Below are 14,029 nucleotides of genomic sequence, written 5' to 3' on the forward strand. Positions count from 1 at the left end.
CCCTTTCGCAAGCAGTAATAATAGAGTAGCAGAATTTACACTATGAAAATTAAAATATTAAAAACACAACTGAAAATATTAAAAAGTAATTACAATGAGGAGTGATGATATTAAATTAATTATATTAACTATCGAAGTATATTTACCCTAAATATATAGAGGCTACACTTTTATTATCAAAATAGCTTACATTCGACTCATAAAATAGACTCTCTTCATTTTTTACGATGTATTAATCTGATGCGACTAAGCACCTATTGGCTTAGTTTAAAGGGGGGATATGAAAAAACAGAATGTACTATTGAGTTTGGTTTTTTGCGGTGTAATGGCGATGTCAGTACATTCAACAGCGCAAGCCAATAAGCCAGGCAGCATGATGCTACTTCCTATGTGTTGCACCTTCACTTATCCATTATGGATTCAACGATAATTGACTATGACCTGGTTATTAATGACTTGCAGTGGTGGATTGACACGCCCTTTGCCTGCGATAAAGTAGATAAACGTCAGTTGGGTAGCAGCAGCTTCTCCTGCCAATCCGCGACTCAGCCCGCTACCACCCTCAAGTGGCATGCAGCGATTTGGCGTACATAATTTAACTTGTAAACCATCTGGTGCTGCTGACATTAATTGGTAGCGCCAACTTATCGATACAATTCGCGCATTTTCTTGAGCCAGTGCAACCGGTGATTGCAGTGGTTTGGCAGAGATTGCCACACCGCGAAAACTCTGAGTTACACCAATATCATCGGCCACCCAAGAGCCTGAAGCCATTGCATTTAATGGCAATATTCCGATTGAAAATAAACCCAGCAGAACGCTTCGGGAAAGAGAAGTCAGCATCAGGCCGCTCCTATGGTTGAGGTCATACGGATTTGGCGATTGTCACCGATTTCCAGATTTGACAGCACCACCATCTGCGGCAGGCTGCGGCGCAAGAAGCGAGCTAATAATGCACGCAGTGCGTGGTTAACCAACAACACTGGCGGAGCGCCCAGCATCTCTTGACGTTGCAGTGCTTGCTTGGATTGTTCCAATAGGCGGTCAGCCAGCCCCGGTTCTAAACCGCTACCGCCTTGCAGTGCTTGTAATAACAAACGCTCCAAGGCCGCATCTAACCCAATGACTTGAATCTCGCCGGTACCAGGGAACCACTGCTGGGCAATTGAGCGACCCAGTGCGACTCGTACCACCGCGGTTAACTCATAAGGGTCGGTTTGATTTGGTGCATGCTCGGCAAGCGTCTCAATAATGGTGCGCATATCACGAATGGAGACCCGTTCCATTAACAGGTTTTGTAGCACTTTATGCAGCGTGGTTAAGCTCACCACACCTGGGATGAAGTCCTCGGTCAACTTCGGCATCTCTTGTGAAACCCTATCCAACAGTTGCTGGGTTTCCTGACGTCCGAACAAATCACTCGCATATTGGCTAATCAAATGATTTAAGTGTGTGGCAACAACTGTGCTGGCCTCGACCACGGTGAAACCTTGAATTTGTGCTTGCTCACGTAATGCACTTTCAATCCATACCGCCGCCAAACCAAAGGCCGGATCTTGTGTCGCTTCGCCGGGCAATGTCCCAACCGCATTACCAGGGTTGATCGCCAACCAGCGGCCCGGATGGGCTTCGCCACTGCCAATCTCGACCCCTTTCATGAGGATCCGATAACTCGCAGGCGGGAGTTCCAGATTATCCCTGATATGAACTACCGGCGGCAGATAGCCCATTTCTTGAGCAAACTTTTTGCGGATACTACGGATACGCCCGAGTAACTCACCATTTTGCTGGAAATCAACCATCGGGATCAGACGATAGCCGACCTCCATACCCAGAGGATCTTCCAGTTGAACATCTGACCAAGTGGCTTCTGTCGCTTGTTGTTGATCCTGCATAACCGGTGCTTCTGCGGCTACCGGTTGCTGCGACTGTTTACCTCGTAAACGCCAGGCCAGAGCCAATAACGCCGCGGTGAATAGCAGAAACACAAAGTTAGGCATACCGGGCACCATACCCAGTAAACCCAGTACGGCAGCACTCAACACCATCACCCGTGGGTTGTTGAACAACTGGGTGACCATTTGCTGGCCCACATCCTGATCAGTGCTCACTCGGGTAACAATTACACCCGCGGCAGTGGATATAACCAATGCGGGGATTTGCGCGACCAATCCATCACCAATGGTTAACAGCGTATAGGTTTCTGCTGCATGCCCCACGGCCATATTGTGCTGGAGTACTCCGACTAACAGGCCGCCGACTACGTTAATGACCATGATCAGTAACCCAGCAACCGCATCACCACGAACGAACTTACTGGCCCCGTCCATTGAACCGTAGAAGTCCGCTTCTTGTGTCACATCAGAGCGGCGCTTTTTCGCTTCATCTTCACCAATCAAACCGGCGTTTAAGTCTGCGTCGATGGCCATCTGCTTACCGGGCATACCATCAAGAACAAAACGTGCGCCAACTTCAGCAATACGCCCTGCCCCTTTGGTGATGACCATAAAGTTGATGATAACCAAAATAACAAAGACCACGATACCGATGGCAAAGTTACCGCCTACCAGGAAATGGCCAAATGCTTCAACCACTCGTCCTGCCGCAGCAGCACCAGTATGCCCATCCATCAGAATAATACGGGTAGAGGCCACGTTTAGGGATAAACGCAGTAAAGTCGAGAACAATAGAATGGTCGGGAATGCAGCAAAATCTAAAGTACGCTGAGTAAACATCGCAACCAACAACACCATAATGGACAGCGCGATATTGAAGGTAAACAACAAATCAAGGACGAAAGGCGGCAGTGGCAGCACCATCATCGACAAGATCATGAGGATTAAGATTGGCCCGGCAAGAATTTGCCACTGCGTATCTTTGAAGTTGCCCGGTAAACGAAGCAGGGCGGCCAAATTAGCCATTAGTCAGTCTCACTCTCTTCTGTTGCAAAATCCAGCCCTTCCGGTACCGGCAGATGTTCAGGTTTTTTCGGGATTAACCCACCTTCGCGCTTCCAGCGTTTCAGCTGATACACCCAGGCAAGGACTTCAGCGACCGCCGCATAGAGGGTGGCAGGAATATGTTGACCCACTTCGCTGTGCCGGAATAATGCCCTGGCCAGCGGCGGAGCTTCTAATAAAGGAATGCGATGTTCGGCGCCCAACTCACGAATGCGCAGTGCTACGGCGCCCGCCCCTTTCGCCAAGACTTTTGGCGCACTCATTTTGGCTTCGTTGTACTGCAACGCGACAGCGTAGTGAGTCGGGTTAGTTACTATCACATCAGCTTTGTGTACATCAGCCATCATCCGCCGGCGCGCCATAGCCCGTTGCTGCTGGCGGATACGCCCTTTCACATGCGGATCACCTTCTTGATCCTTGAACTCATCCCGTATTTCCTGTTTGGTCATACGTAACTTTTTAATATGGCTGGTTATTTGGAAAAACACATCGAAGCCGACCATTGGGGTCAGGCCTAAAACCACCACTAATCCACAGAAAATAATCAAGTGGAGTGCATCACCTAAGGCGGCCACCGGAGGCGCAGCCATTAACCGCATCATGTCGGGCCAGTTATGCCAAAGAAATATGCCGGTCACCCACCCCACCAGTGTCGCTTTCAAGATAGCTTTTAGCAGTTCAGCCAGCGCCTGTGAGGAAAACATCCGTTTTAAACCCGCGATAGGGCTCATCCGTTTTAGGTCAAATTTGATTGATTCGCCGCTAAACAGTACGCCGCCCAGTAGCATTGGTACCGCCATTGCCACTATGACTAATCCGGCAAAAATAGGTATCAGCGCTATCAGCGTCTGTCTGAGTAACATGCCAATTTGGCGCAGCATTTGCTTATCATCACTGATAAGGGCGTGATCAAAATGCAACCCCTGAGCAATCATGGCTGCCAGTTGACGTGCCATCGATTCCCCCGAAACCCACAGAATAGCCAAACCGGCCCCGAGCATCAGCATCGAGGTCAGTTCGCGTGAGCGCGGTATCTGGCCTTTCTCGCGAGCCTTCTCCAGCTTATGGGCTGTGGGTTCCTCGCTTTTGTCCGCATCGCTATCTTCAGCCACAGTAATGGCTTCTGTTAACGTAAATGTTACTGTTCAGCGTAAGCGTTCCCATCTAAGAGAAAATTAATATGCTTAGCATGACAAACATTTAGTTAGCCTATGGATGGAACAACGCTGCAATTAGGGGGTTATTTCTCGGTTCAAGGCATTCGGCGGGGTTGGTCAGCATTTATCGAATGGCGAAGCAAAAAGAGAGGGTAGATGAGAGAGGCCTCTCACCTACCTGGTAAGGTTATCGCGACTTAGAAGCCCAAGCTATCGAGCAAATCATCAACCTGATCTTGACTGGCAATGACACCGGCGCCATTTTTATCCAATTGTGGCCCATTGAGGAGACTGTCGGTCGGTTTTTGCGGTTTTGACGGCATATCAGGAATGTTCTCCATCAATACCATTAATAACTGTTTCTCAATTTCTTGCACCACATCCATCATGCGCTTGATGACCTGACCCGTCAGATCTTGGAAATCCTGCGCCATCATGATTTCTAATAATTGTGCATTGGTAAATGAGGTATGTTGTGGTACTTCATCCAGATATTCGCGGGTATCAGTGACCAGAGAACGGGCATCTGACAATTCGATTGGGTTCTCAAACCATTCATCCCAGCGAACTTTTAGTGCTTTAGCGGATGACTCAAGCTCATTCTGGCGCGGCTGTGCCGCTTCAACACAGTTCAGAGCTCTTTCTGCAGCTTGCGCTGTCATATGAACCACATAGTCCAGACGGTCACGGGCATCAGGAATGGCTTCTGCCGCCTGAGCAATTGCCTGATCAAGACCCAACTCACGCAAACTGTCGCGTAACATCCGCGTCAGCTGACCAATACGACTTATTATATCACTGGCTGATGCCGCATCTGTTGCGGGCATTTGATGGTTACTCATCTCGCCTCCTTACATACCCAACTTTTCAAAAATCTTATTGAGCTTCTCTTCCAAGGTAGCGGCAGTGAAAGGTTTCACTACATAACCACTGGCACCTGCTTGCGCTGCTGCAATGATATTCTCTTTTTTAGCTTCAGCCGTGACCATCAGAACTGGCAGAGTACCAAGAGCACCATCAGCACGGATAGTTTTCAACAGATCCAAGCCATCCATATTCGGCATGTTCCAGTCAGAAACCACAAAATCAAAACCACCCGCACGTAATTTATTCAATGCGTCTACGCCATCTTCGGCTTCTTCCACATTGTTAAAACCCAGCTCTTTCAGCAGGTTTCGGACAATACGACGCATGGTCGAAAAATCGTCTACCACCAAAAATCTGAGATTCTTATCCGCCATACCAACTCCTAAGGTTTGTTGCTCACCGCTGAGCGATTAAATACCAAAACTGACTTACACCCGATTTTCCCCAAGGCATTGGCGTTGCAACAAAGCGGCAAGCAAACGAATCCCGATGATCTGACATAAATCAGTAATTCGGGCAAGTAAGCGCAGCCAACACTGCTGTGACGTCAAGGACGAAGGGATTAGATTCGCAGGGCTTGACCGCTGCTTATCTGTGCCAACATGCGCTGACTTATCTGGTTCAAATCTAAGATTTCATTAACGCCGCCCATCCCAATAGCTTCACGCGGCATCCCGAAGACCACACAACTGGCTTCGTTTTGTGCAATGGTATAAGCCCCTGCTCGGTGCATCTCCAGTAAACCGGCAGCACCGTCATTACCCATTCCCGTCAGAATGACTCCGACCGCATTGCGTCCGGCATACTGTGCCACTGAACGAAAAAGCACATCGACTGAGGGACGATGGCGATTAACCGCAGGCCCGTCATGAATACGCACCTGATAGTTTGCCCCACTACGCGCCAATTCCATGTGCCGATCACCGGGGGCAATATAGGCGTGTCCGGGCAATACCCGTTCACCGTCTTCTGCTTCCTTCACGGTAATTTGGCACAATTTATTGAGCCGCTCTGCAAATGAACGGGTAAAACCCGGAGGCATATGCTGTGTTATCAACAATGCCGGACTGGTCGGAGGCAAAGGTTGTAACACGGTACGGATGGCTTCTGTCCCCCCCGTCGATGCGCCGATCGCAATGAGTTTCTCACTACTGAGCAATGGCGTATGCGTTAGCATCACCGGCGCATGTTCCGGACCGCGCTGTGGCAAACGAGCTTTTGCGGCCGTGCGGATTTTCTCCGCAATCAACTCGCTGTAAGCCAGCATCCCTTCTCGGATCCCTAACTGCGGTTTGGTGACAAAATCGATAGCCCCCAATTCCAGCGCGCGCATGGTTATCTCTGAGTTTTTTCCCGTTAATGATGAAACCATCACTACCGGCATCGGCCGTAACCGCATTAATTTCTCAAGAAAATCCAAACCATCCATCCGTGGCATTTCAACATCGAGTGTTAACACCTGCGGATTAAATTTTTTAATCAAATCACGGGCAACCAACGGATCAGGTGCAGCTGCAACCATTTCCATGTCTGGGTGACTGTTAATAATCTCTGTCATTAACTGGCGCATTAACGCGGAATCATCAACGCACAATACTCTGATTTTACTCATCACCTCTCCTTGGTCAGCCCATAAACGGTCTGCCCGCGCAAATAGAATTCCCGACTAATTTGACTGAAATTCTCCGAATGGCCTGCAAACATCAAGCCGCCGGGTTTTAGCAAAGGGACAAAGCGACGCAGAATGCGCTCCTGCGTTTCTTTATCAAAATAAATCATCACATTACGACAAAAAATAGCGTCAAATTGCCCTGGCAACGCCCATTCGGGTGCAAGTAGATTCAATTGCTGGAAATGAATCATATTGGCAAGTACCGGGCGCACTCTTACCATGCCCTGATGAGGGCCGGTGCCACGCAGAAAATAGCGTTGCATTTGTTGCGCAGACAATGAGCGCAATTCATCTTGTCGATACACGCCACTGGTCGCTTTCTCCAGGACTTGTGTATCAATATCACTGGCCAATATCTGGCAAGATCCCGACCGATTTCCCAACACATCACACAGTGTCATGGCAATGGAATAAGGCTCTTCACCGGTCGATGCCGCCGTACTCCAGACCGAATAACTCCCCGGCCGCTGACGAGCATGCTCTGCCAGAATCGGGAAATGGTGCGCCTCACGGAAAAATGCTGTCAGGTTAGTGGTCAAGGCATTAACAAATGCCTGCCACTCTGCACTGTTAGGATCGGTCTCCAGTAAAGCAAGGTATTGACCAAAATCGTTAATCCCCAACAACCTCAACCGCCTCACCAGGCGGTTATAGACCATTTCCCGTTTGTGATCGGCCAGCACAATCCCGGCCCGTTGGTAAATAAGTTGGCAAATGCGTCGAAAGTGAACATCCGACAGCGGCAGCCGTTGAATCATCTGGGTCAAAGGAGACCCAAACTCTTGGGGTGATGGTTTCATCCGGCCTCACCCCACAACACTCTCTTTTTTACGCCGTTTGACAATCTGGGATTTCCTTAACAGCCGGTTGATTACTACTGCGATCTGCTGACTGCTCCTCCCCGTTGTCGCTATCCTGCTCCAAACGAAAAACAGACACTGCATCGGAGAGCATACCTGCTTGCTCTTCGAGTGCATTAGCCGCAGCCGCTGCCTCTTCCACTAATGCGGCGTTTTGCTGAGTAACCTGGTCCATCTGTGTTACCGCGAGTGAAACCTGCTCAATACCCCGGCTTTGCTCATCCGAAGCGGAAGCGATTTCACCCATAATGTCGGTAACCCGAGTTACTGAGCGAACAATCTCCTCCATGGTGGTACCCGCATTTTCGACCAGTGTGGAACCCTGGCGAACACGGCTAACCGATTCATCGATTAACCCTTTGATTTCTTTTGCTGCCTGCGCACTGCGCTGAGCTAAATTGCGGACTTCGCCCGCCACAACGGCAAAACCACGCCCTTGCTCTCCGGCACGAGCTGCTTCAACAGCAGCATTCAGAGCCAATATATTGGTTTGGAAGGCAATGCCATCGATAACGCTGGTAATAGCGCCAATCTTCTGCGAACTGGTGGCGATATCATGCATCGTTGTTACCACACTTCCGGCTAATTCACCGCCTTTAGCCGCCGTTCCAGAAGCATCTTGTGCCAGTTGCGTGGCTTGACGAGCATTATCGGCATTCTGTTTCACCGTCGCAGTCAGTTGCTCCATGCTGGCCGCCGTTTGCTCTAATGAAGCCGCCTGCTGCTCGGTTCTTGCCGACAAATCATTGTTACCAGCAGAGATTTCCTGAATACCCGTTAACATCGATTCTGTCCCATCGCGAACATGACTAACCGTAGTGATTAGCGACTGTTGCATGGTAAGTAAACTGGCAAACATCTGACTGATTTCATTACGGCCGGTCACAGAAATTTGAGCGGATAAGTCACCTTTGGCAATGCGGTCAAAATGAGCGCGCATGGTTTTTAATGGCGATACAAACATAGTGCGTAGCCAGATCAGTGAAGAAATGGCCATTGCGATCACCATCAGAATTGCACCAGCAAAGATCCACATAGCGAGGTGGTAAGCTTGTTGGTTCTGGGTGCCGGCTTCTGCAATTACTTCATTGGCATACTGTAAATATTGTAAGAAATCAGCTTCAAACAGATCTTGAGTTTTCTGGGTAGGTTGATCCATAAAACTCTGCAAATTACCGGCTTCCAGGAAATCAATTAACTCCCGTAATGAACTGCGTAAGTTCTGATAACTGTTCTTGGTTGCATCTAACAACTCCCCCCCGGTATCGCTCTCATCCAGACGAGGCACCGCCAGAAACTGATTAAAATAGAGATCGGCTTTCTGTAACGAGCTCCGCGCATTGCCCATTAGCGCGTTGACTTTCTCCTGAGGAACTTTGAGAGCCGAGCGAGTCGCCGCTCGGTTTAAGGTATTACGCGCCTGAAGTAAGGATACCCAACTGAGGCTTAATGCATCCCGCTGCTGGCTGCTGAGATCCACTCGGTTTAAATTTTGATAGTCTGAACGAAATGCAGTAAATGACAGACCACTTGAAATCAACTGTATCGAGCAAATCAACATCAATAACAGGAAAAAGCTGGTAGAAATCCGGATTCGGCCAAACATCGTAACCTCTTCTCAGCCAGCTCGTTGGCCGGCTTCTATTTATCCCCGTCATACTTCAAGCTGCAGGTGTTGGCTGCCTTCGCTCACCCTACGGGCCAGCGCCAGCGCTGTTCAAAATGGTTTACAACCAATTTGTCTCTTAGTTACCGCCTTCCTGCAACTCGAATTATTTAGGGTATTTTTTTTGTGTAGGGGTACTAGAAAGTTTCCCAATTCTCTTGCAGGTCACTTCCCAGTGCTTTTTTAGCAGTGCCGCTCTTATCCTGTGTCGGCTGCTTGGTTTTTCTCACATCTTTTTTGCTACTACTGCTATCCATACGCAGAACAAATACGGACATGGATTGGGTTAGCATACTGGCTTGTTCTTCCAGTGCTGCGGCGGCAGAGGCAGACTCTTCCACCAAAGAGGCGTTTTGTTGGGTCACACGATCCATTTCAGTCACCGCCTGACCTACCTGATCGATACCACGGCTTTGTTCATCAGAAGCGGACGCGATTTCCCCCATGATGTCCGTCACTCGGGTCACTGCATTCACGATATCACCCATGGTTTCACCGGCACTTTCAACCAGTACAGAGCCCATATCGACACGGTTGACTGAGTCTTCGATCAAGCCTTTTATTTCTTTTGCAGCTTGTGCGCTGCGCTGGGCCAGATTGCGTACTTCACCGGCGACAACAGCAAAACCACGGCCTTGCTCACCTGCACGAGCGGCTTCAACCGCAGCATTCAATGCCAGAATATTGGTTTGGAACGCGATGCCATCAATGACGCTGGTGATATCGGCAATTTTCTGCGAGCTACCGGCAATGTCATGCATGGTTTGCACCACGTTCGCGACGACTTTCCCACCTTTTTGCGCAGTTTCAGATGCACTTAATGCCAGTTGGCTAGCCTGACGGGCATTTTCAGCATTCTGTTTCACCGTGGCAGTTAACTGCTCCATGCTGGCAGCGGTTTCTTCCAAAGATGCGGCTTGTTGCTCGGTACGCGCTGACAAATCATTATTACCTGCAGCAATTTCTGATGCGCCACTATAAATAGCATCAGCCCCTAAACGGACATCACTGACGGTAGTCACCAATTCAGATTGCATGTGCTTCAGACTGGCAGCCAAGGTGCCCATTTCATTGCGACTATGCACTTCAATATTCTGAGTCAAATCACCGTTAGCTATATGTTTGATATGCTCAATCAAGTGCTTCAGTGGGTTAATCAAGATATGTTGCATACCTAGCCATACCCCAACAATCGCCACCAATACTGCAATCAGTACAAAAACAATCACGCTCATTGCATAAGTGAAGGAGCGGTTACTGTCTTCCACTGCACTGGAGTAAAGACGATCGTTTTGTGTCAAGTAGGTGTTGTAGTCATGCTCAAAAGCATTTTGGAAACTGGAGGTTGGCTGGTCAAAGAATTCATTGATCTTACCTGCTTCCATCAATTGGATAAGTTCGGTCAATGCACCAAAGTATTGCTCATAAGTTTGTTTTAACTTTCTAGCTGATTCAAGATCTTGTTGGCTATCCAGAGGAATTTGCTCGTAGCTTTTAAAACGCTCTGCCGCCACACCCAAGGTGCCTTTGGCTGAAGCCAAAAGATCATTCACTGTCGGGCCGCTACCGGTGTGGTTCACATCCATCATGTAGCGAATGCCAGCACGATTTAACGTATTTCGTGTTTGCAGTAAATTGACCCAGCTTTCATTCAGCACCGACTGCTGTTGACGGATAACTTGTAAAACAGCAAAGTTTTCTTTGTCATTTTTCAGGGAGTTGAAGAAAAGCCCGCCGGAAACCAGCTGTAAGGCACCAAATAGCACTAACACCAACAGCAAGCTGGTGACCACTTTCATACGCTTGAACATGTTATCCCTTCATAAGTACGTCAAAATATAGGTATGTCAAATACGGGTACGCCAAAACAGCCAAAACATAAGACGTTTAATTAACTGTATTATCGGCACCAAAGGGGGGAACTTTACCGGGGAGAAGGATTATTTTACCGGGGAGACACTAAGGATTAACAATTTGATCTTTGTTTTTAGGAAAAACTCGGCGCAGAAGGGCTAATTTGCCCTCCCGCTTGATTGAAAAGATGATGATAATGTTGCCACTGATTCGGCATCGAATCAAAAACTGCCCCATTAGGCTTAGTTAACCTTTCACCACTGAATCGAGCAATGACATTTCTTCACTGCTCAGTAATTTCTCAATATCAACCAAAATAAGCATCCGCTCACCCAGCGAACCTAAACCTGTCAGGTATTCGGTCGCCAGAGTCACAGCAAACTCAGGGGCTGGACGGATTTGCTCAGCCGTTAATGACAGCACATCAGAGACACCATCAACAACAATACCGACGACACGCAGGCCAAAGTTCAGCACGATAACGACCGTATTTTCGTTATAGCTGACGCCCTGTTGAGCAAATTTAACCCGTAAATCAATAATAGGAACAATAACGCCGCGTAAGTTAGTGACACCTTTAATGAAAGCCGGGGTGTTAGCGATACGGGTTACTTGATCATAACCACGGATCTCTTGAACTTTCAGAATATCAATGCCGTACTCTTCAGCACCCAGCGTAAAAATCAGGAATTCTTGTCCTACCGTTTCGCCAGCCAGCTTCGTGACGGTTGCTAGTCCTGCCATGTTTTTACCCTTCAATCAATAGGTTGAATTTATGTTTATTTTTCAAAGTTCTATGCCCCAAATAATTCGAGTTGCAGGAAGGCGGCAAGTGAATAAATCCCGATGAGCTTACTGTGTTGTAAGTGATTCGGGTGATTGAACGTAGCCAACACGCATGCAGCTTGAAGTATGACGGGCATATTACGCGACGACTACATCATCAGCTGTAACACGCTTTTCCCGGTTTAAGGCCTGCAATGCCGACACATCCACAATTAATGCCACACTGCCGTCGCCCAAAATGGTGGCAGCAGAAATACCTGGAACCTTGCGATAATTACTTTCCAAGTTTTTCACCACCACCTGATGCTGGCCAATCAATTGGTCTACCAGCAGAGCATAACGGCGACCGGCACTTTGTAGAATCACAACAATGCCTTGGGTGGCTTCAGTTTTCGCATTTTCAACATCAAATACCCGGAACAGTTCCACCAGAGGCAGATACTCACCACGCACTTGCAATACGCGCTCACCACCGGCGAGTGGATGTAAGTCCTCAGCCAATGGTTGCAGTGATTCCATTACGGCATTCAATGGTAAAATGAACACTTCATTACTGACTTTGACGGACATGCCATCAAGAATAGCCAGCGTCAATGGCAGCAAAATTCGAATTGAGGTTCCTTTGCCGGCCTGGAAACTGACTTGCACGTGGCCGCCCATTTCCTGAATATTTCGCTTAACCACATCCATCCCGACACCGCGACCAGAAACATCCGTCACCTGCTCGGCCGTGGAGAATCCAGGGGCGAAAATCAGCATTCCGACGTCTTCATCAGTCATATGTTCATTAACAGCCATACCCTGCGATTGGGCTTTTGCCAGAATTTTCTGCCTGTTCAGCCCTGCCCCATCATCAAGGACTTCAATACAAATATTGCCACCTTGATGCTCGGCTGACAGTGTCAGATTCCCTACCGGTTGTTTACCGGCCGCGATGCGTGTTTCGGGGTCTTCAATACCGTGGTCCAGACTATTACGCACCAGATGGGTTAATGGATCGATAATGCGTTCAATCAGACTTTTATCCAGCTCAGTCGAACTACCAAGCAATGTCAGCTCAACCTGTTTATTCAGTTTACTGGCCAAATCGCGGACCAAGCGCGGGAAGCGGCTGAATACATATTCCATCGGCATCATACGAATTGACATTACCGACTCTTGCAAGTCGCGCGCATTGCGCTCCAACTGACCCATGCTATTGAGCAAGTCGCCGTTAATCACCGGGTCTAAAGTACTGGAACGCTGAGCCAGCATTGATTGAGTGATAACTAATTCCCCCACTAAGTTAATCAGTTGATCTACTTTTTCAACCGCGACTCGAATACTGGTGGATTCACTGGCTTTCGCTTTAGGTTTGACATGCTCCGCGCTGGCTAGCTGGGGAACTACGGCCTCAACCTTAGGTGAATTCTTGATTTCTGCAACAGCGGCGCCGCTCACTTGAGACATTTCAGCAACCGGCTCGGAAACTACCATCTCAACTTCAGATGCTTGCGCTGACTCGGCTTGAACAAAACTAATCTGCTCCGGCTCTAGCACAAAACAGAGCACCGCACTGATGTCATCTTCGCTAACAGAGGTAATCAGAGTCGCTTCCAGGCTATCCGCACCTTGATGCGGATCTTTGACTTCACCCAGATTGCCCAGTTCTTCCAGCATTAACGGGATTTCTTGCTCTTTCAAACCCGATAGGCGGATACGCATTCCTCCCTGAACTAAAGCCGGAGAATTGCTGCTGGCCTTGCCTTCAGCAGTCGGGGTGACTGCTTTATCCGTGATCGCCACATTATGGGTGGTTTGTTGTTCTAAAGCTTCGAGTGCCAGTTGGCGCAATGCATGGCAGATATACTCAAAACTTTCTGCATTAGGTTCTTGAGAGGTTTTGTAGGCGTCCAACTGTTCTTGCATAATATCTTTCGTTTCCAAAAACAGGTTGATGATATCAGTGCTCAAGCGCATCTCGTCGCGGCGGGCACCATCCAACAGGTTTTCCAACAGATGAGTTGTCTCTTGTAAGATCGTAAAACCAAATGTCGCAGCGCCGCCCTTAATTGAGTGAGCAGCACGGAAAATGGCATTGAGTTGTTCATTATCAGGTGCCAGCGGATCCAGCAATAATAGGTGCTGCTCCATATCTGCCAGCAATTCATCTGCTTCATCAAAGAAAGTCTGATAAAACGCGGTAATATCCATGCTCACGGTGTCAC

The 14,029-nt window shown here is 48.5% G+C and carries 12 protein-coding genes; 1 reads left to right on the plus strand and 11 read right to left on the minus strand.

What is annotated here, in order from left to right; genetic code table 11:
* Nucleotides 1-280 precede the first annotated feature (280 nt).
* Nucleotides 281-430 (plus strand): hypothetical protein, encoded by a 150-nt coding sequence (locus ACF3VQ_RS12315; protein ID WP_392431183.1) that lies wholly within the window; start codon nt 281-283, stop codon nt 428-430.
* Here the strand turns inward: ACF3VQ_RS12315 and ACF3VQ_RS12320 are convergent.
* The 11 genes from ACF3VQ_RS12320 to cheA all read right to left on the minus strand — a co-directional run bounded on the left by ACF3VQ_RS12320 (nt 421) and on the right by cheA (nt 14,015).
* Nucleotides 421-843, minus strand: coding sequence for a flagellar protein FlhE (locus ACF3VQ_RS12320; RefSeq protein WP_392431185.1), 423 nt, complete (start codon nt 841-843; stop codon nt 421-423). The two genes, ACF3VQ_RS12315 and ACF3VQ_RS12320, sit on opposite strands and share 10 nt — an antisense overlap.
* A complete protein-coding gene (flhA, locus tag ACF3VQ_RS12325; RefSeq protein ID WP_392431187.1) occupies nt 843-2,921 on the minus strand; it encodes a flagellar biosynthesis protein FlhA in 2,079 nt (692 codons plus the stop codon). The genes ACF3VQ_RS12320 and flhA overlap by 1 nt, the downstream gene beginning before the upstream one ends.
* Nucleotides 2,921-4,072 (minus strand): flagellar biosynthesis protein FlhB, encoded by a 1,152-nt coding sequence (gene flhB / locus ACF3VQ_RS12330; RefSeq protein WP_392431189.1) that lies wholly within the window; start codon nt 4,070-4,072, stop codon nt 2,921-2,923. The genes flhA and flhB overlap by 1 nt, the downstream gene beginning before the upstream one ends.
* 242 nt (nt 4,073-4,314) lie before the next feature.
* A complete protein-coding gene (cheZ, locus tag ACF3VQ_RS12335; protein WP_392431191.1) occupies nt 4,315-4,959 on the minus strand; it encodes a protein phosphatase CheZ in 645 nt (214 codons plus the stop codon).
* A 9-nt stretch (nt 4,960-4,968) separates the two neighbouring features.
* The gene (gene cheY / locus ACF3VQ_RS12340; protein WP_049605622.1) at nt 4,969-5,358 is read right to left on the minus strand and encodes a chemotaxis response regulator CheY; all 390 of its coding nucleotides are present in this window, start codon (nt 5,356-5,358) and stop codon (nt 4,969-4,971) included.
* A gap of 188 nt (nt 5,359-5,546) precedes the next feature.
* The gene (locus tag ACF3VQ_RS12345; RefSeq protein WP_005164481.1) at nt 5,547-6,596 is read right to left on the minus strand and encodes a chemotaxis response regulator protein-glutamate methylesterase; all 1,050 of its coding nucleotides are present in this window, start codon (nt 6,594-6,596) and stop codon (nt 5,547-5,549) included.
* The gene (gene cheR, locus ACF3VQ_RS12350; protein WP_392435561.1) at nt 6,596-7,414 is read right to left on the minus strand and encodes a protein-glutamate O-methyltransferase CheR; all 819 of its coding nucleotides are present in this window, start codon (nt 7,412-7,414) and stop codon (nt 6,596-6,598) included. Before cheR ends, ACF3VQ_RS12345 begins: the two co-directional genes overlap by 1 nt.
* A 70-nt stretch (nt 7,415-7,484) precedes the next feature.
* Nucleotides 7,485-9,122 carry a methyl-accepting chemotaxis protein gene (locus ACF3VQ_RS12355; RefSeq protein WP_392431193.1) on the minus strand — a complete coding sequence of 546 codons (1,638 nt, stop codon included), beginning with the start codon at nt 9,120-9,122 and terminating at the stop codon, nt 7,485-7,487.
* Between the two features lie 197 nt (nt 9,123-9,319).
* A complete protein-coding gene (locus tag ACF3VQ_RS12360; RefSeq protein ID WP_392431195.1) occupies nt 9,320-10,993 on the minus strand; it encodes a methyl-accepting chemotaxis protein in 1,674 nt (557 codons plus the stop codon).
* A gap of 289 nt (nt 10,994-11,282) precedes the next feature.
* On the minus strand, nt 11,283-11,780 hold the full coding sequence (gene cheW / locus ACF3VQ_RS12365; RefSeq protein ID WP_392431197.1) for a chemotaxis protein CheW: 498 nt from the start codon (nt 11,778-11,780) through the stop codon (nt 11,283-11,285).
* A gap of 180 nt (nt 11,781-11,960) precedes the next feature.
* On the minus strand, nt 11,961-14,015 hold the full coding sequence (gene cheA, locus ACF3VQ_RS12370; RefSeq protein ID WP_392435563.1) for a chemotaxis protein CheA: 2,055 nt from the start codon (nt 14,013-14,015) through the stop codon (nt 11,961-11,963).
* Nucleotides 14,016-14,029 lie beyond the last annotated feature (14 nt).

The sequence above is a fragment of the Yersinia fenwicki genome (assembly GCF_043099325.1).
GTDB lineage: Bacteria > Pseudomonadota > Gammaproteobacteria > Enterobacterales > Enterobacteriaceae > Yersinia.